Annotated in this window: 22 protein-coding genes; 12 read left to right on the top strand and 10 right to left on the bottom strand. The window is 68.9% G+C overall.

Annotated features, from left to right (window positions below):
• Positions 1-33 precede the first annotated feature (33 nt).
• From AB0I04_RS22615 to AB0I04_RS22645, 7 genes are all read left to right on the top strand, one after another.
• Positions 34-360 (top strand): hypothetical protein, encoded by a 327-nt coding sequence (locus AB0I04_RS22615; protein ID WP_360887480.1) that lies wholly within the window; start codon positions 34-36, stop codon positions 358-360.
• A gap of 3 nt (positions 361-363) precedes the next feature.
• Complete coding sequence (locus tag AB0I04_RS22620) at positions 364-1,164, top strand: hypothetical protein (protein WP_360887483.1); 801 nt, start codon at positions 364-366, stop codon at positions 1,162-1,164.
• Between the two features lie 142 nt (positions 1,165-1,306).
• A complete protein-coding gene (locus AB0I04_RS22625) occupies positions 1,307-4,870 on the top strand; it encodes a DUF6531 domain-containing protein (RefSeq protein WP_360887486.1) in 3,564 nt (1,187 codons plus the stop codon).
• The gene (locus AB0I04_RS22630) at positions 4,867-5,139 is read left to right on the top strand and encodes a hypothetical protein (RefSeq protein ID WP_360887489.1); all 273 of its coding nucleotides are present in this window, start codon (positions 4,867-4,869) and stop codon (positions 5,137-5,139) included. The genes AB0I04_RS22625 and AB0I04_RS22630 overlap by 4 nt, the downstream gene beginning before the upstream one ends.
• Before the next feature lie 129 nt (positions 5,140-5,268).
• Positions 5,269-6,084, top strand: a complete 816-nt coding sequence (locus AB0I04_RS22635; protein ID WP_360887491.1) for a hypothetical protein — start codon at positions 5,269-5,271, stop codon at positions 6,082-6,084.
• Between the two features lie 10 nt (positions 6,085-6,094).
• Positions 6,095-6,415 carry a hypothetical protein gene (locus tag AB0I04_RS22640; RefSeq protein ID WP_360887493.1) on the top strand — a complete coding sequence of 107 codons (321 nt, stop codon included), beginning with the start codon at positions 6,095-6,097 and terminating at the stop codon, positions 6,413-6,415.
• Between the two features lie 34 nt (positions 6,416-6,449).
• On the top strand, positions 6,450-6,926 hold the full coding sequence (locus AB0I04_RS22645) for a hypothetical protein (RefSeq protein ID WP_360887496.1): 477 nt from the start codon (positions 6,450-6,452) through the stop codon (positions 6,924-6,926).
• A 241-nt stretch (positions 6,927-7,167) separates the two neighbouring features.
• Here the strand turns inward: AB0I04_RS22645 and AB0I04_RS22650 are convergent, their stop codons facing one another.
• From AB0I04_RS22650 to AB0I04_RS22690, 9 genes are all read right to left on the bottom strand, one after another.
• On the bottom strand, positions 7,168-7,476 hold the full coding sequence (locus AB0I04_RS22650; RefSeq protein WP_360887499.1) for a DUF1416 domain-containing protein: 309 nt from the start codon (positions 7,474-7,476) through the stop codon (positions 7,168-7,170).
• Between the two features lie 41 nt (positions 7,477-7,517).
• Positions 7,518-8,357, bottom strand: coding sequence for a sulfurtransferase (locus AB0I04_RS22655; RefSeq protein ID WP_360887501.1), 840 nt, complete (start codon positions 8,355-8,357; stop codon positions 7,518-7,520).
• A gap of 82 nt (positions 8,358-8,439) precedes the next feature.
• Positions 8,440-8,862 (bottom strand): DUF4395 domain-containing protein, encoded by a 423-nt coding sequence (locus AB0I04_RS22660; protein WP_360887504.1) that lies wholly within the window; start codon positions 8,860-8,862, stop codon positions 8,440-8,442.
• Between the two features lie 55 nt (positions 8,863-8,917).
• Positions 8,918-9,163 carry a putative leader peptide gene (locus AB0I04_RS22665; RefSeq protein WP_360887506.1) on the bottom strand — a complete coding sequence of 82 codons (246 nt, stop codon included), beginning with the start codon at positions 9,161-9,163 and terminating at the stop codon, positions 8,918-8,920.
• Entirely contained in the window at positions 9,160-9,576 is a 417-nt protein-coding gene (locus AB0I04_RS22670; protein WP_360887509.1) for a thioredoxin family protein, read from the bottom strand. The genes AB0I04_RS22665 and AB0I04_RS22670 overlap by 4 nt, the downstream gene beginning before the upstream one ends.
• Before the next feature lie 182 nt (positions 9,577-9,758).
• Positions 9,759-10,469 (bottom strand): zf-HC2 domain-containing protein, encoded by a 711-nt coding sequence (locus AB0I04_RS22675; RefSeq protein WP_360887512.1) that lies wholly within the window; start codon positions 10,467-10,469, stop codon positions 9,759-9,761.
• Positions 10,466-10,981: a sigma-70 family RNA polymerase sigma factor gene (locus AB0I04_RS22680; protein ID WP_360887961.1), complete on the bottom strand. Its 516-nt coding sequence runs from the start codon at positions 10,979-10,981 to the stop codon at positions 10,466-10,468. Before AB0I04_RS22680 ends, AB0I04_RS22675 begins: the two co-directional genes overlap by 4 nt.
• Before the next feature lie 34 nt (positions 10,982-11,015).
• Positions 11,016-11,720 (bottom strand): DUF2993 domain-containing protein, encoded by a 705-nt coding sequence (locus AB0I04_RS22685; protein WP_360887515.1) that lies wholly within the window; start codon positions 11,718-11,720, stop codon positions 11,016-11,018.
• Positions 11,721-11,829: 109 nt separating this feature from the next.
• On the bottom strand, positions 11,830-12,084 hold the full coding sequence (locus AB0I04_RS22690) for a MoaD/ThiS family protein (RefSeq protein ID WP_360887518.1): 255 nt from the start codon (positions 12,082-12,084) through the stop codon (positions 11,830-11,832).
• 137 nt (positions 12,085-12,221) lie between these two features.
• Here AB0I04_RS22690 and AB0I04_RS22695 point away from each other — a divergent pair, with 137 nt between their 5' ends.
• Positions 12,222-12,932: a response regulator transcription factor gene (locus AB0I04_RS22695; RefSeq protein WP_360887521.1), complete on the top strand. Its 711-nt coding sequence runs from the start codon at positions 12,222-12,224 to the stop codon at positions 12,930-12,932.
• A 42-nt stretch (positions 12,933-12,974) separates the two neighbouring features.
• Here AB0I04_RS22695 and AB0I04_RS22700 read toward each other — a convergent pair whose 3' ends face one another.
• Complete coding sequence (locus tag AB0I04_RS22700) at positions 12,975-13,709, bottom strand: hypothetical protein (RefSeq protein WP_360887524.1); 735 nt, start codon at positions 13,707-13,709, stop codon at positions 12,975-12,977.
• A 168-nt stretch (positions 13,710-13,877) separates the two neighbouring features.
• Between AB0I04_RS22700 and AB0I04_RS22705 the strand changes: the two genes are divergently transcribed.
• From AB0I04_RS22705 to pstS, 4 genes are all read left to right on the top strand, one after another.
• Positions 13,878-14,129 carry a hypothetical protein gene (locus tag AB0I04_RS22705; protein ID WP_360887527.1) on the top strand — a complete coding sequence of 84 codons (252 nt, stop codon included), beginning with the start codon at positions 13,878-13,880 and terminating at the stop codon, positions 14,127-14,129.
• The gene (tnpB, locus tag AB0I04_RS22710; RefSeq protein WP_360887530.1) at positions 14,126-15,580 is read left to right on the top strand and encodes an IS607 family element RNA-guided endonuclease TnpB; all 1,455 of its coding nucleotides are present in this window, start codon (positions 14,126-14,128) and stop codon (positions 15,578-15,580) included. The genes AB0I04_RS22705 and tnpB overlap by 4 nt, the downstream gene beginning before the upstream one ends.
• Before the next feature lie 78 nt (positions 15,581-15,658).
• Positions 15,659-16,555 (top strand): mycothiol synthase, encoded by an 897-nt coding sequence (mshD, locus tag AB0I04_RS22715; RefSeq protein WP_360887964.1) that lies wholly within the window; start codon positions 15,659-15,661, stop codon positions 16,553-16,555.
• 200 nt (positions 16,556-16,755) lie between these two features.
• On the top strand, positions 16,756-17,856 hold the full coding sequence (gene pstS, locus AB0I04_RS22720; protein ID WP_360887532.1) for a phosphate ABC transporter substrate-binding protein PstS: 1,101 nt from the start codon (positions 16,756-16,758) through the stop codon (positions 17,854-17,856).
• Positions 17,857-17,946: the final 90 nt, after the last annotated feature.

Here is a 17,946-nt window from a genome sequence, read left to right on the forward strand (position 1 = left end):
CCGGCGGAGGAGAGGTACGGGAGGTGAAAGACCGTGATCACTCCGGAAAAGCTTGAACGCGAGCGGAGGAAGGCCCTCAGTCGTCTTGCGGATCTGCACCGGCAATGGGCACGACGGTACGCCGACGTCGCCCCGTTCAACACCGAACATGCCAGCCCGGGCCCACGAGGCACCGACTACGCGTTGCACCACGTGGACGCGTCGGCGACCGCAGAGCAGGAAGAAGAGTTCCAGCGGCTCGCCGCCGAGGCGATGCGTCCGTTCCAGGAGATGGCTGAGGAATACGCTCGCCAGCAACGTGAGAGCGGCACGGCCGAACGGGGGAACAACGCTCGGGATAGTGCAGGAGGCGATACTTAGACCATGGCAGCGCCAGAAGTGCTCGCGGTCCTGAACGTACGCGACCGCCGTCAGATCGGGACGATCGAGCTGACGGCCGACGGCGATCTGCTCGCCGCGCCCCGAGGCGTCCGCCGGATGGTCGAGCGGATGTCAGAGGTTTACGAGTGGAGCCCACGGGAGGCCTTCGACGGACTCCACGGGTGGAGCGACGGCTACCTCGAGATCGTCGCGATGGTGCCCGTCGCGCGGGTCTTCGACGGCGCCGACCCCCAGACCGGCGAACCGTACTTCGCCGCCGACCATCCGGTCATCGACGACGACACCGAACGTCAGCGGCTGGCCACCTACCTGAAGGCCGGCCGCCCCATCCTGACCACCACCGCACGCGAAATCGACCGGATGGACCACTCCCGCGGCAAGGTAGTGCCGCTGAGCTTCCGGACGGACGGCAGCTGGACCTGGACCGACACGGTCACCTACTACCTCGAAACCCACAGGCTGGCACCCGACCCCGAACTCCACGCCCACATCACCGCCGCACGATACGAGTGCCCCCAAGTCGACGACACCTCGACCGAACGAGCACTGAGACACCTCTACCGCTCATCCGGCAGCGAACCGCAAACACCACCGACCCCCGCCAGCGGCGGCGGCTCCCCCACATTCACCGTCTCCGGTGACCCGGCACCGCCGCCGATCACGTTGAAGAGCGGCGACGGCACCCTCAACGTGGCACCGAATCTCACGCCCGAGGAATTCGAAATCCTGGAGCGCATGCGCCGAGGTCTACGGGATCGGCCTTCGGGAGACCAACCGGCCTAGGGCCCTAGAACAGAAGTCCCGCCGCCACGCGAGCGTGACGGCGGGACCTCCGATTTCTACCGCGAGATGGCGACCTCGCCGGGGTCATTCCAGTGGCACACTAGGCGCTCTGTGACATTCCAGCCGAATGAGGAGTTCGCGGGTGCCCGGTGGTCGGTTCGGCCTGTTCGAGCCAGTGCTGCGCTGGATGCGGACCGTGCCGAAAGGCGTCGCCCAGCAGTCGCGGAAGGTGCTGCCGAAGTTGCGCGGCCTGCGGACCGGCGTGACGAACGCGCGCACGAAGGCGTGGCGTTACGTCTCCCGTTCGACGACCCGCGACCCGATCGACGTGGCGTCGGGTGAGGTCGTGCTGCGCCAGGTCGACATCGACCTGCCCGGCTCGCTCCCGTTGGTCCTCGAACGCACGCACGTCTCCTCCTATCGCGAGGGCGCGCTCTTCGGCGCCTCGTGGGCCTCCACGCTGGACCAGCGCGTGGAGGTGGACGGCTCCGGCGTTGTCTTCGCCGCGGCGGACGGGATGATCCTCGTCTATCCGCCCGTGACGGTTCCCGGTGTCGCCGTGTGGCCCGAGGAAGGGCCGCGCTGGCCGCTCGTGCTGACCGAGGATGGCGGCTATGAGGTCAACGACCCGCAACTCCGTCGCACACTGCACTTTCCTCCCGGATCGGCCGGCACCTTCCGGCTCGGCGCGATCAGCGACCGCAACGGCCGACGGATCGATCTTCTTTACGGGGACGACGGCCAGGGCAGCGCGCCGCGCGAGATCCGGCACTCGGGCGGCTACAGGATCGGCGTCGAGAGCGACGACGCGGGGCGCATAACGGCCTTCCGGCTGCTCACCGGTGACGGTGCCGTGCCGCTGGCGCGGTTCGGTTATGAGTCGGGCCGGCTGGCGTACGTGACCGACGCGTCGGACCGGCCGCTGCGGTTCGAGTACGACGCCGAGGAACGGCTGACCGGCTGGGTCGACCGCAACGGCGGCTGGTACCGCTACGTCTACGACGAGCACGGCCGCGGCGTCCGCGGCTTCGGAGCCGACGGCTACCTCGACGTCCGGCTCGCCTACGGCGACGGATTCACCGTCGTGACCGACTCTCTGGGGAACCGGACAAGGTTCCACCTGAACGAGCGCGGGCAGGTGGTCACGAAGACCGACCCACTGGGACACGTGACCCGCTCGGAGTGGGACCGTTACGACCGGCTGCTGGCGCGCACCGACCCTCTCGGTGGGGTGGCCCGCTACGCCTATGACGCGATGGGGAACCTCACCGAGGTCGTACGCCCGGACGGTGCACGCTTCACCGCCGCCTACGACACGCTCGGCCTGCCCACCGAGGTGACCGGCCCCGAGGGTGAGATCTGGCGGCAGGCCTACGACGAGTGCGGCAACCTCATCGTGTCCGTCGACCCGCTGAACGCGACGACCTCCTACAGGTACGACGAGCGCGGCCACCTGACCGACGTCACCGACCCTCTCGGCGCCGTGACCCGCCTGATGACCGACGCCGCCGGGCTGCCGGTCGCCGTCGCCGACCCCGCGGGCGGCACCACCCGGTACACGCGCGACCCGTTCGGGCGCGTGTCCGAGGTCGTCGACCCGGTCGGCGGCATCACCCGGTACCGGTACACCCCCGAAGGGCGGCTCGCCACGCGCTCGCTGCCGGACGGCGCCACCGAGCGCTGGTTCTATGACGGTGAGGGCAACCTCGTCGCCCGCACCGACGCGGCCGGGCACACCACCCGCTTCGAGGTCACCCGCTTCGACGTACGGTCCGCGCAAACCGGGCCGGACGGCGCGCGCACAGAGTTCACCTATGACACCGAGCTTCGGCTGACCGCGGTCACCGACCCGCGCGGGCTGGTGTGGCGCTACGAATACGACGCCGGCGGTCACCTGATCCGCGAGACCGACTTTGGCGGACGCACCCTGACGTATGTCTATGACGCATGCGGGCGGCTCTCTGAGCGCGTCAACGGATTGGGCGAGACCACTCGCCTCACCCGCGACCGGCTCGGCAACGTGACCGAGGTCCGTACCGGCGCCGAGGTGACCACGTTCGCCTACGACCGCGCGGGCCGCCTGGTCCACGCGGTCAACGCCGACGCCGACCTCCTTTTCGAGCGCGACGTGTGCGGTCGCGTCACCGCCGAGACCTGCAACGGCCGTACGGTCTCCTCCCGCTACGACGCCACGGGCCGCCGCGTGTGGCGTCGCACGCCCGCCGGGGCCGAGGCGGCATGGCGCTACGACTCCGCCGGGCGGCCGGCAGTGCTGGAGACGGCCGGCCGGACCCTTCGGTTCGACCATGACACCGCGGGCCGGGAGGTCCGCCGGTGGATCGGCGAGACCGCGGTCCTCGACCAGCAGTGGGACTCCAGCCACCGCATGAGAGGGCAGACCCTGTGGGGCGACCGTGCGACCCGGCGGCCGCTCATGGACCGCGGCTACGCCTACCGGGCCGACGGTCTCGTGCGTGCGATCAGCGACGACACGTTCGGGACCCGCGATCTGACCCTGGACGCCAACGGGCGGGTCACCGCCGTCCAGGCGCCGGCGTGGAGCGAGCGCTACGCCTACGACCGGGTCGGCGACCTCGTCAACGCGACGTGGCCAGGCGCGGCATCCGCGGAGGCCACCGGCGAGCGCGAATACGCCGGCCCCCTTCTGCACCGGGCCGGTGAGGTCCGCTACGAACACGACGCCCAGGGCCGCGTCGTCTCGTCGGGTGGATCCGGAACCTGGCGTTACTCCTGGGACGGCCAGGATCGCCTCGCCGCGGTGATCACGCCGCTCGGTCACCGCTGGTGCTACCGGTACGACCCGCTGGGGCGCCGCATTGCCAAGCAGCGGCTCGACTCAGGCGGCGAGGTCGTCGAGCAGACCGACTTCACCTGGGACGGCGCCGTCCTCGCCGAGCAGAGCGAAGCCGTACGGGCGGACTCCAAGATCGTCCGCAGGTCCCTCACGTGGGACTGCGTCCCGGGCGGCCTGCGCCCGCTCACGCAGGTCGAACGCCCGACGCCAGGGGCCGGTCAGGAGTTCCACGCGGTCATCACCGACCTCACCGGCGCGCCCGCCGAGATGGTGGACACCACCGGGAACATCACCTGGAGATCCGGCGCGACCCTCTGGGGCGTACGGCCACCGGACCCGACCGGCCGGACCACCTGCCCACTGAGGTTCCCCGGCCAGTACCACGACGCCGAGACCGGCACCCTCTACAACCATCGCCGGTACTACGACCCGGCCACCGCCCGCTATCGCAGCCCCGATCCGCTCGGCCTCGTGCCCGGGCCGAACCCGTACGCGTACAGCCGTCATCCCCTCATGTTCAGCGACCCGTTCGGGCTGGCGGCCTACACCACGATGTACCGGACGTCGCCGAAGGCGCGCGGCGAGGACGAGCTGAAGAACGGCCTCAACCCTGACCACTTCCCCCGTACGCCGGACGGGAGTCTCGACGGCGCGGCGCACTTCGGGAATGAGAAGGTCGCCGTGGACTGGGCGAGGATGCACCCGGACACGCACGGGACCGGCTTCCAGGTCGACGTCCCCGACAGCTGGTTGCGACCGCGCGTGGATTCCGGTGAGATCGAGGTATGGGAGGGCTTCACCGAGGAGCACCTCGAGTACGTGATCCCGAAGGAGCTCTTCGGCGAGTTCAACGCCTTCCAGCGGCGTCCGTGGAACGGTCAGGTGTCATGAGCGACGAGCTGAAGAGATGGACCATCGTCCCGGGAGAGGTGGTTGCGCACATGCCGTACGGACTGAGAGTTCGGGTCCCGTCCGGCGAGATCGGGGTGCTGGACTCCGCCTACCTCGATGATGTTCCCGTCGCCCCGTCCGACTGGCCGGATGTCGGGTCGCGGATCACCGTCGTCTCCGGCGGTCGCACCAGCGGTGGCCAGTTGCGCCTCAGCGCCCGGCCGAGCCATCTGGCGCACGCCCGTGAGCTGGCCCGTACCCCTCACTGACGGCCATCCGGAAGTGATGATAAGTACAGAGTTCGCGGCGAACTGAAGGATCCTCAGCGAACCTGAGGACGATTCTGATCCCTCTCCGGATCCTGCTGGTTAACTATCGGACCATGGGGGGTGATCGCGGTGCCGGAGCCGCTCGATGACGAGGAACTCGGGCAGCTGATGCGGGAGACGCGCACGCTGGTCGACGCGCTCCGTGCCGGCGAGGCGCCGAACGAGGCGCCGGATGTCGAGGGACGAGGCGAGACCGCGGATGAGCGGGTACGGGTCACGGTGCGTGCCGGGCGTGTCGACTCGATCGTGTTCGATCCCCGCCTGCTGCGGCTCTCTCCGGGGGAGTTCGCCGACGCGATCCGCGACGGCGTCAATGCCGCCCTCGGCGATTTTCTCGGGCGGTCGGCGTCGGAGGCGGTCCCCGATCTGGCGGCGCTCAGCGAGATGATGCGCCGAGTCCAGAACGAAGGTCTGCGTCAGATGGCGATCATCTCTGACGGGATCGCCGACGCGATGGCCAAGATCCGCGGGCGGACGTACATCAGCGGCGATCCGACGCCCCACGGTCTGGAGCAGTTGCTGAGCCTTGCGCAGAGCAACGTCGACGACGCGCTCGCCGTCACCGGCGGCCAGGAGGACGCCCGCGGGGAAGGCTCGGCGGCGCGCGGAAAGATCCGCGTCGTCGCCGCGGCCGAGCGCGTGGAGTCGGTCACGGTCGACCGGCAGACGATGCGGATGGCCTCGCACGAACTGGCCGAACAGTTGACGACCGCGGTGAACTCCGCCCTCGATGACGTGCCGACAAAGTCGGCCGAGCAGACCGGCGTGAACGTGGACGAGCTGAGGCAGCGAGTGCGCGAGGTCCAGGACATGAGCCTGGAGCAGATGCACTCCTACACGCGTGCGCTCCGCGACATCATGCGGAGCATCGGAGGACCGGAGTAAAGGAGGTTCCATGAGCGAGATGGAAGTCTATCCGGCGGACATACGCACCTCCGCTGGAGGCATGACGTCGTCGGCCGACGCGGTGCAGGGACATGTCAACAGCCACCAGGCGAACATGGCCGACATTGCTGACGTGTGCGGCGACGACGACCTCGGATCCCTCATCTTGGGCTGTTACCAGGCGATTCACGAAGTGGCGTTCGGCTCGTACAACGGCAACAACGGCGAGTTGCACAACCACGCGAAGACCCTCAACGCCATGGCGGACAACTACGACGCCGGCGAGCAGGCCAACACCGTTGAAGTGAACAACGTCAAGAAATATCTCTGACAGATCGGCATCCGGAAGGAGCTCGGGTAACGACATGGGCATGCAACTCCCTGGCGAACTCGCCACGCTTCTCCAGGATCTGGGCTTCATGTGGCCGAAGTCCGACGAGGAGAAGCTGTTCCACAAGGGTGGCCACTGGCTGAACTTCGGCCCCCAGGTCGCCCAGCCGGTCAGCGACGCGAACGACCACGCGACACGCGTCTACACCCAGAACAAGGGCGACGGCGTGCAGGCGTTCCAGGCATCCTGGAACGGCCAGGACTCCCCGCACAAGAACCTTCTCGACGGCACGACCGGCGCCACGATCATCGGCGCGGGCCTGATGATCTGCGGCGGGATCGTCCTGGCGCTGAAGATCAACGTCATCGTCCAGCTCGTCCAGCTGGTGATCGAGATCATCACGGCCGCCGCCAGCCTCGTCGCAGCCGCCTGGATCCCCGTATTGAAGAAGATCACGAGCATGCTGATCAATCTCTGCCTCAGTCTCTCCATGAACGCGGTCCTGGGCTGAGCCGAGACCTCGACACCAAGTCGCCTTTCCGCGCGACCTCACGGGGAATCCGGCGGCGTCCGCCGATGGACCGATACGCAAGAATGTCATCGGATGGACGTTTGGAGGGGCTGAGTCGTGCGTTCTACATCGCCCCGGATCCTGGAAGCGACATGGGGCCACTTGCGATCATAGCGCGGTACCCGAAATACAGAGTCCCGCCGCCACGCGAGCGTGACGGCGGGACCATTGGTCGCTGTGGCTAGATGGCGACCTCGAGCTTGGCGACCTCGCCGACCTGGGCGGTCACCTGCGAGTCGAGGCTGACGCCGCCCGGGGCGAGCACCCGGATCGTCCAGTCGCCGGGCGCGGCGAAGAAGCGGAAGACCCCTTCGTCGCTGGTGACGACCTCACCGGTGAACTCCCCGGTCGCGTCGAGCAGGCGTGCGTAGGCGCCGGACACCGGCGCGCCCTCGCGTACGACCGTGCCCTGGATGACCGCTTCGTTCGCCAGGTCGACCGTGGCCGGCAGGCTCGCCGTCTGGGCCGGAGCTCCGCAACTGTCGCTCATTTGTTCCTCCTTGGGATGCGCGTCCTTGTGCCGACGATCGGCTACTTGGCGTCGCCGAGCTCGATCGGCACGCCCACGAGCGAGCCGTACTCGGTCCAGGAACCGTCGTAGTTCTTGACGTCGGGCAGGCCCAGCAGCTCGTGCAGGGCGAACCAGGTGTGCGACGAGCGCTCACCGATGCGGCAGTAGGCGATGGTCGGCTTCGACAGGTCGACACCGGCCTCTTCATAGAGCTTCTGGAGCTCCTCGTCGGACTTGAAGGTGCCGTCGTCGTTGGCCGCCTTCGACCACGGGATGTTGCGCGCGGTCGGGACGTGGCCGGCCCGCTGCGCCTGCTCCTGCGGCAGATGCGCGGGAGCGAGGAGCTTGCCGGAGAACTCGTCGGGCGAGCGGACGTCCACGAGGTTCTTCGTGCTGATGGCGTCGACGACCTCGTCGCGGAAGGCGCGGATCGTCAGATCCTGGTCCTGGGCGACGTAGTTCGTCTTCGGCCGCGACGGGACCGCCTCGACGAGCTCCCGGGAGTCCAGCTCCCACTTCTTGCGGCCGCCGTCGAGCAGCTTGACGTTCTGGTGCCCGTAGAGCCTGAAGTACCAGTACGCGTACGCGGCGAACCAGTTGTTGTTGCCCCCGTAAAGGATCACGAGGTCGTCGTTGGCGATGCCCTTCTCGGAGAGAAGGTTGTCGAACCCGGTCTTGTCGACGAAGTCGCGGCGGACCGGGTCCTGCAGTTCGGTCTTCCAGTCGATGCGAACGGCGCCACGGATGTGGCCCTTCTCATAGGCGCTGGTGTCCTCGTCGACCTCGACGAGGACGACACCCGGGTCGTCGAGGTGAGCCTGCACCCAGTCGGCATCGACCAGGACGTCGGAGCGGCTCATGCGTTGGTCCTCCTTGTGGAGTTCGGCGGATCGTTCTTCGGGTGTTCGTGGCAGGGGCCGTGTTGTTGGGAAAGAACCCGGCCTACGGTGCGGCTCGCCTCGGAGCGAGCCGCCGGATCAGCAGATAAGCCTCACAGCCCAGGCAGAACCCGAAGGCGGCGTTGAGGACCGCCGCGACGAGCGCCAACGCCGTCGCGGTCATACCCAGTGCCGGAACCTTCACGACGTATCCGAACACCCCGATGAGGGCGAACGCCGCTCCCACTCCCTGTGCGAAGCGCGGCGGCGCCTCCGGCTCGAGCTCACGGGGAACACCGTGCCGGGGTCGGATGAGCGCCTGGTAGATCAGGCCGTACGGGGCGTTGCGGAGACCGAAGACGACTCCGACGAGGAACACGACGGCCTGGGCCGCCAGTAGCAACCAACTACTGCTCACGAGGACGACGATCAAGACGATTGCGGTGAGGGCCGCGCCGAAACGCTGACCCCGTGGGTCGACCTGCATCGGCTGATGCTCCTGGTGACTGCGGTGGTGCGACGGGCTGGACGGGCTAACTGCCTCAGGCCGCAGGACAGAGCGCGGTAGCGACGCGGCAGAAATCAACCGCCCGTCGCTTCGTCAGCAGCTCTGTCCAGGAACGCACGGACACGATGGTAAGCGGCGTCTCGCTCTTCGTAAAACCCCATCTCGGCCATCGAGACGTGAAACGCTCCCCCAGGACACCCCAGGGCCTGCGCGGATGCCAGCGGAAGGATCTTGAATCCGCGGGGTGCCCAGGCCGCACCACGCCCGAGAAGCGCCTCACGCGACGGTTTCGCCGAGGGCGGCGATGATGTCCGCCTTGCGGGGCAGACCGGAGCCTCGGCGTACGATCTGGCCGGAGGGGTCGAGCACGAACACGGTCGGTGTGCGCAGGACGTTCAGGCGCCGTACGAGGTCGAGGTTGGCCTCCGCGTCGAGTTCCACGTGCGCTACGCCGTCGACCATGCCGGCCACCTCGCCGAGGACCCGCCGGGTCGCGCGGCAGGGCGCGCAGAACGCCGAGGAGAACTGCACCAGGGTCGCCCGATCGCCGAGGTCGGCACCGAGCTCGGCGGCGTCGAGACGCTCCACGTCACCATCCTTCCGCGCGCGCAGCACACCATTGCGGTGTCGCCAGATCAGGCCGAACACCGTGGCAAGGATGAGCGCCGCCACCGCGACGTATACGCCGGTCATCACCTGTCACAAAGGCGGGCAGGGCCCCCGGCATTCCCGCGGCTCTCCGTGATGTCGCCGCTCGCCCGTCTCCGGGCCTTCCCGCGCCTCTCCGCGGTCCTGCGGCTCGGCCTGTATCCGGGCGTTCTCGCGGGTCTCCACAGTCCCGTTCCTCGGCCTGTCTCCGGGTATTCCTGCGGATCTCAGACCGGCACGCTGAGCAGCCGTTTGCCGTCGACGGTGCGGACCTCCACGGCGGCGATCCGGTCCCGCGGGATCATGGAGGATCCGGCGAACTCGGCGGACCCCTCGTACTCCACGTGCCAGCCTCCCGCGACGTCCCGCTGCCCGTCCTGGTCGACGGCGACCAGCCGGCACCGGGACCCCGCCGGCGCCCCGGTCAGGCGGACCGTGAAGGCCGTCCCCCACTCCTTGGACCACATGGTGATCCGCGCGCTGACGCCCGTCGCGGCGTCCTTGCCCTGCACGGTCGTGCCGCCGGTCGCCGTCGGGCCCGGCGTGGCCGTCCAACCGGGGGTGGGAGTGGCGACCGGCCGGTCCGCGCCGAGCCGGAGACCTCCCGCGACCCCCGCCGCTCCCATGATCACGGCGGCGGCCGCGGCCACCGCCAGCCACCTGCGGCTCCGGCGATCCCGGGCCCGATGCTCGCCGGCAGCGCGGCCGAGCATCGACTCGAGCAGTTCGTGCGGCGGAGCGGCGACCTGCGCGATCTGCTCCTCGGTCACCCGGCCCAGCAGGGCGGGCAGGCCCGCCAGGCCCGCCAGCTCGTCGCGGCACCGGCGGCAGTGGCTCAGATGGGCGTCGACCACGGCGCGCTCGGCCGGGTCGATGGCGCCCAGGACGTACACCCCGAGCAGCGCCCTGAGATCGGCGCAGTGGGTGTTCCGCATCATGGCGCCAACCCCCGTTCCTCCAATGCAAGCTTCAGCGCTCGCAGCGCGTAGTACGTCCGTGACTTGACCGTCCCGGGCGGTATTCCGAGGACCGCCGCCGTCTCGGCGACCGAACGTCCGCGGTAGTACGTCTCGACCAGCACGGCCCGGTGCTCGACGCTGAGGTCCGCGAGCGCCTCGGCGACGGTCCACGATTCGAGGGCACGGTCGATGTCGTCGCCGGCCGGCACGGCGGCGAGCGCCTCCTCACCGGTCTCCGGCGGCCTAGATCTTCGCGCCCGGTGCCCGTCCACGACGAGGTTGCGGGCGACCGTGAACAGCCAGGGCCGTACGGGACGGCCGACCAGTGCGCCCGGATGACGCCAGGCACGGAGAAGCGTCTCCTGGACGATGTCCTCGGCCTGCTGGCGGTCGCCGCCGGTCAGCCGCAGGACGTAGCCCAGGAGCGGCCCACCGTGCTCCGCGTACAGTGCGCGCAGCAGCCGATCGTCCGCAGTCGGTCCCACACTCAGAACACGTACGACGGGGACGGAAGGTTCACACCGATCAGTGGACGTTCAGGCTCGAAAGTTTGACGTTCTGTGCGGTGGTCGATACGCGCAGGCCCTCGGGCTTGACCTGGACGTCGCTGATCCGCGTGCCCAGCGGCAGGCCCTTGACGGGCATCGTGAAGGAGAACGCCTGACGGACGAGGCCGATCGGCACGGCCATTCCGCCCGCCTTGACCTTCTGCGGGACCACACGGACGCTCCGGCCGGAGGCCTCCACCGTCACGGTCGCGGTGACGGTCCGGGTGACGCCCAGCACGGTGTACGGGCCGCGCACCTGCAGCTCGGACCCCTGGGCCGAGACCTTCATGTTGTTCGGCGCCTGCTTGTTCACGTCGTCGTAGCCGATGGTCGCCGTGGAGGTCGCGGTGTCGGCGACCATCTTCGAGGCGTCGCCGTGCATCGCGTCGGACATCGGCGCGGTGACGCCCTTCAGCGCGACCACCGTGTCGGTGAGCCGTACCCCTTGCTCGGTGAGCTCGCCGACGTTGACGTCGATCTCGTCGTACCGCCCGTCGAGCGCCTGGGTGAGAAACGGGAAGCCCTTGATGGACACCTTGGGGGTGTGGTCGAGCGTGTACTGCGCACGGACGTTCTTGGCGATCTCGTTCTGCGCCACCCGGCGGCCGATGATGTCGCCGGCGACGAAGATGCCGCCGAGCACGACCAGCAGAATCAGGCAGGTCACCAGTGCTTTGCGCATGTCTCTCCCGATCGGCGGTTGGCTGATCACCCTATCGAGGGCTCGCCCTCCGTCGAATCACACCGAATGGTGACATCGGCCGGGGACCGGATCGGTCGCGAGGACCACCTCATCCGCCCGCGAACGGGGGCAGGACCTCGACCGTGCCGCCGTCCGGCAGCGCGATGCCGGCGGGGTCCCTCGTGCCGGCCGGAGCCCCGTCCACCAGGAAGGAACTGCGGGCGAGCACCCGTTCGAAGTCCGCTCCCCGCCCGGCCGAGGCGGCCGCCAGCGCCTCCGCCAGAGTGGCGGCGTCATAGGGCTCCTCCGCGGTCCCCGCCGCCGCGCGAGCGGCGGCCCAGTACCTGATCAGGCCCTTCGCCATGTTCTGTCTCCCGTGGTCTACACCACTCCGGTAGTGAGCTCTTTCCTTCTGTCCGATATCCTCGCCTACTAGGGATCCGGGCAGCGTCGCCCTCGGGTCCTCGACGTCTTTTTGGGGCCGCCAGATCGGGAGGCCGTATGAGTAGCCTGTTGTTGCTGACCAACGTGCTCGAACCCTCTGACGAGGTCCTGCCCGCCCTGGGCCTGCTTCTGCACTCCGTTCGCGTCGCGCCGGCGGAGGGTTCGGCCCTCATCGACGCGCCTCCGTGCGACCTGGTGCTCGTGGATGCGCGCCGGGACCTCGCCCAGGCCAAGAGTCTCTGCCGCCTCCTGCGCACCACCGGTCTCGACGCTCCGCTGATCGCGATCGTCACCGAAGGCGGACTCGCCGCGCTCACTCCGGAATGGGGGCTGGACGACGTCTTCCTCCAGACCGCCGGACCGGCCGAGGTCGAGGCGCGGATCCGGCTGGCGCTGGGAAGGGTGGCCGCCGCCGAGCCCGAGGACGTGCCCGGGGAGATCCGCAGTGGTGAACTGACGATCGACGAGGCGACGTACACCGCGCGGCTGCGCGGGCGCGTGCTGGATCTGACGTTCAAGGAGTTCGAGCTGCTCAAGTACCTCGCGCAGCACCCCGGCCGGGTCTTCACCCGCGCCCAGCTGCTGCAGGAGGTCTGGGGCTACGACTACTTCGGCGGCACCCGGACCGTGGACGTCCACGTCCGGCGCCTGCGGGCCAAGCTCGGCGCCGAGTACGAGTCGCTCATCGGAACGGTGCGAAACGTCGGATACCGCTTCGTCGCCGACCACCGGCCGCCCACCGAGGAAGAGGTGCCGGCCCACCACTGAGCCCGGCCCGGCGGCCGGGCCAGGCCCGGTTCTTCACGCCTCTCAGCGGGAGCCATAAGGGCCGTACGGGAAGCCGCCCTGCGGGTCCTCGGGCGAGGCGTGCCGCGGCTGACCGTTCGCGGGCGGGTCGTCGTACGACCCGCCGCCGTAGGCGTCATAGGCGTCGGATGATCCGTACGAGTCGCGCGCGGAGCCGTACCGGTCCTGAGACGAGCCGTACGGGTCCGCCGCGAACCAGGAGGAGCCCCCGCCGAACGGATCGGCGGCCGGGCCGTAGTCGGGCTGAGAGGGCCGCTCCTGCGGGCGTCGCTGGGCGGGGACGTACGGCTCCCAGTCCGAGACGCCGGACGAGCCCGACCGGGGCGACGCGTACGGCTCACGCGCGGGGGCGCTGTACGGCTCACGCGCGGGCGAACCGTACGGGTCGCGCGTGCCGTACGGGTCACGCGGCTCGGCGTACTGCTCGCGCGGCTCGGCGTACGTCTTCTCGGGGGCGAATCCGTAAGGGTCGCGTGCGGGCTCACCGTAGCCGTGGCGGTCGCGGGCCGCCTCCGCGTACGAGGAGCCGTACGGGTCGTAGGCCGGTCGGTGCGACGGCGCGGGCTCGAGTTCGAAATCGTCGTCCTCGTACCCGGCGTCGTACTCCGCGATGAGCGCCTCGTCCGGGCCGGCGAGCGCCCAGCGGCGCCCCATCATCGCGAGCACGAGAACGAAGAGCAGCACTCCGACGGGCACGGCGAGCATACCGGCCATGATCGAGAGTCCGGGATCGCCCACGACGACCGCCTTCCGCGCAGGTGAGGGCCCGATCGTATGGCACCGTCACCCCCGAATGGAACGGGTCCGGACACATCTCCTGACATCGATGGTCAGACGGCGAGAGGGTGACAACAATGCGCATTCGATCAGTAACTCTAAGTTTGCCGCCGGATGTATCGTGGTCGCGTGAAGTTGTCCGAGTGGGCGAAACGTGCTGGTGTGCACTACCAGACCGCTTGGGAGTGGACGCGGGACGGCAAGATGCCGGTTCCGCTGATCAAGACACCCTCGGGCTCATGGCTGGTGCTGGAGCCAGAGCCGACAGCCGTTGGCCGTGTGGTGGCGTTCTGCCGCGTCTCGTCGGCTGATCAGAAATCGGATCTTGACCGGCAGGTGGCCCGTGCCGTGGCTGCGGCGACCGGTGAGGTCGCCGGATGAAGAAGTTCGAGCCGCGTCCTGGTCGTCTAGTGCAGGCTTTTCGTTTTGCACTGGACCCGAACCTCACGCAGGAGCGGGCGCTCAGGTCGCACTGTGGTGCGGCTCGTGCCGCCTACAACTGGGCGGTGTCGTGGGTGAGTGCTTCGTGGTGGCAACGGAAGGCGGAGGAGTCCTACGGCATCGGCGAAGATCAGCTGACCGAGTGGCGGCCCTACTCGCTTCCCGCGCTGCGCAAGGAGTTCAACCGCGTCAAGAAGACCGACCCGAGGTTCGCCGGGTGGTGGGCGGAGAACTCCAAGGAGGCGTACAACACCGGCCTGGCAGGCGCGGCGGCGGCGTTCGACAACTACGCCAAGTCCAAAAAGGGTGACCGCAAGGGCAAGCGCGTGGGGATGCCCCGGCGCAAGTCGAAGCACAAGGCTCGGCTGGCCTGCCGGTTCACCACCGGCACGATCCGCCTCGAGAGCGATCGCCGGCATGTGACGCTGCCCCGACTGGGCACGATCCGCACCCACGAGAACACCCGCAAACTCCAGCGCAGAATCGCGAACGGCAGCGCCCGCATCCTTTCGGCCACCGTGAGTCTGGAGCGCGGCCGGTGGCTCGTCTCCTTCCAGGTCGAAGTCGAGAAGGCTCCCGCCAAGCCGAAGCGGCCCGATGCCGCGGCCGGTGTCGACCTCGGTGTCAAGCACCTGACGGTGATCGCCGACAGCCAGGGCCACGTCCGGTTCGAGCCCAACCCCGCCCATCTGGACGCAGCGCTCAAGAAGCTGCGCCGCCTGTCCCGGCAGGTGTCCCGCCGTCAGGGGTCGGACCGGCGCACCGGAAGCAAGCCGTCGAAGCGGTGGCTCAAGGCCGACGCGCAGCGCAACCGAGTCCACCACCGGGTGGCGAACCTGCGCATGGATGCCCTGCACAAGCTCACCACCTCCCTCGCCGCCGAGTGCGGGCATGTGGTGGTGGAAGACCTCAACGTCGCCGGAATGCTGCGCAACCGGCGCCTCGCCCGGAAGATCGCTGACGCCGGATTCGGAGAGATTCGGCGTCAGCTCACCTACAAGACCAGATGGAACGGCGGCACGCTGCAGGTGGCCAACCGCTGGTACCCCTCCTCCAAGACCTGCTCGAACTGCGGCACAGTGAAAACCAAGCTGCCGCTGCACGTCCGAGTGTTCGACTGCGACCAATGCCCGCTCGTGATGGATCGGGACGAGAACGCAGCCCGAAACCTCGCCGCCCTCGCAGCGGCTTACCGCACCACCGGTACCGGAGTGGCCGGAGACCGGGACGCGCAAGCGTCGAACGACCGTGGAGCCGACCACAAGACCCGCACCACCACCCGCAGCCGCAAGGCCACGGATGGGCGGGCAGGTGGCGCAACCCTGCCGCACCAGCGACAGAAGGAAGCGGTACATCGTCATCAGGACACCAAAGCCCTCACGCCTTGGTGACACCGTTACGAACCTTCCCGGCCGAAAGGCCGGGATTGCTGAGACTCACCGAAGGTCTCGGCAACGGTTACGCTGCCCATCGTGGACGTGATCGCACGGGAACTGCTGACGGATGACGAGGTCAGGGCCGCGCTGGCGGTCGTGGAGGCGGCGGCCGAGGCCGACGGCGTACGGCCGCTCGGCGAGAGTTCGCTGTTGCGGCTGCGCGACGGCGGCGGCGCGGTGCTCGCCCGCGACGGCGAGGAACTGGCCGGGGTCGGCGTCCTCGACGGCGACGCCGCCGAGTTCGTGGTCCACCCAGCCTTCCGGCGACGAGGGCACGGCCGCGCGCTGGCCACCGCGTTGCTCGAGCGGGCCGCGTCGCTGCGGGTCTGGGCGCACGGGGAGCTGCCGGGTGCGGTGGCGCTGGCCGGATCGCTCGGTTTCGTACGGTTCCGGGCGCTGTGGAAGATGCGGCGGCCTCTCGACACGCCGCTGCCGGAGGTGACGTGGCCGGATGGGGTGCGGCTGCGCACGTTCGACGTGGGCGCGGACGAGGACGCGTGGGTCCGGGTCAACGCGCGGGCGTTCGCGGACCATCCCGAGCAGGGCGCGTGGACCCGCGCGGATCTGGAGCGGCGCGAGCTCGAGCCGTGGTTCTCCCCGGAGGGGTTCTTCCTCGCGGAACGAGCCGGCGAGCTGATCGGCTTCCACTGGACCAAGGTCCACGAGGGAGGGGTCGGCGAGGTCTACGTCGTCGGCGTCGACCCGGCGGCGCAGGGACTCGGGCTGGGCCGGGCACTGACCCTTGCGGGCCTGCACCACCTGAAGGCGCTGGGCCTGCCGACGGTCATGCTCTACGCCGACGAGTCGAATACACCCGCGACGAGGCTCTATGAGAGGCTCGGGTTCGAGCACTTCGCCACCGACGCGATGTACCGCGCCCCGGCCTCCTCGCCCCGCACCAGCGCGGCCACGGACGGCGATCGGTTCTGACGGGGCCGCATCCAGGCGTGTTAACCATACGGATGCCATTAGGAACCCCTCCTTTTGTGAGAAATCACTGCCGCGTTCACCTTCCGTTCATCCGGATCGGAGTGAGTGGTCATCTCTCCTCCTTAGCGTCGGGCATCGACGGTGCCCCCCGACTGGGACAGTTCGGGGCCCCGCCCGACTAAACCTTGAGGAGAACTTCGGTGATCAACAGCACACGGCTGGCCGCCCTTGGCGGAGTGGCCCTTGCGGGTGCGCTCGCGCTGACCGCGTGCGGTACGGATAACAACGGCGGCAAGAGCAGTACCGGTGGCGGCACGGCCGCGAGCGGCGACTGCGTGAAGACCACGGTCAACGCCGCCGGGTCGACGGCGCAGGCGAACGCCATCAGCGAGTGGACCAAGGGCTACCAGCAGAACTGCGCCGGGGCGAACCTCAACTACAACGCCAACGGGTCGGGCGCCGGCATCCAGGCGTTCACGCAGGGCCAGGTGGCCTTCGCGGGTTCCGACTCGGCGCTGAAGCCCGAGGAGCACGGCCCGGCCGACGCGCGCTGCAAGACCGGCAAGGCCCTTGACCTGCCGATGGTCGTCGGGCCGATCGCGGTCGTCTACAACCTGAAGGGCGTCGACGGCCTGCAGCTGTCGCCGACCACCCTCGCGAGCATCTTCGCCGGCAAGATCAAGACGTGGGACGACGCCGCGATCAAGAAGGACAACCCGCAGGCGAAGCTCCCGAGCACCCCGATCAAGACGGTGCACCGCGCCGACGACTCCGGCACGACGGACAACTTCACCAAGTTCCTGACCGCCACCGCTCCGGACATCTGGAAGTTCGCGGGCGGCAAGAAGTGGACCGCCCCCGGCGGCCAGGGCGCGACCAAGTCCGACGGCGTCTCCACGGTCGTGAAGCAGACCGACGGCGCGATCGCCTACGCGGAGCTGTCCTACGCGACCAACGGCAAGCTCCAGAGCGCGAAGATCGCCAACGGGTCGGGCCAGTTCGTCGAGGCCTCCTCCGACACCGCCTCCAAGGGTGCGGGGGGTGCCACGATCGCGGGCACCGGCAACGACCTTGCCCTCAAGATCGACTACAAGACCAAGGACGGTTACCCGATCGTCCTGGTCACCTACGAGGTCGTCTGCGAGAAGGGCCTTCCCGACCAGCAGGCGAAGTTCGTCAAGTCGTACCTGACCTACACCTCCAGCCAGCAGGGCCAGTCGGTGCTGAGCGGTCTCGGCTACGCGCCGCTGCCCGACTCGATCCTGACCAAGGTCCAGGCCACCGTGAAGGGCCTGTCCTGACCGATCAGAGTGCCGAGCCGGTGCGGGTCACCCGTACCGGCTCGGCCGCATGTACGTAGTGAAGAGATGTCTATGAACGACAGGGTGAGT

Origin of the sequence: Actinoallomurus sp. NPDC050550 (genome assembly GCF_040655075.1) — a bacterium.
Taxonomy (GTDB): Bacteria; Actinomycetota; Actinomycetes; order Streptosporangiales; family Streptosporangiaceae; genus Actinoallomurus.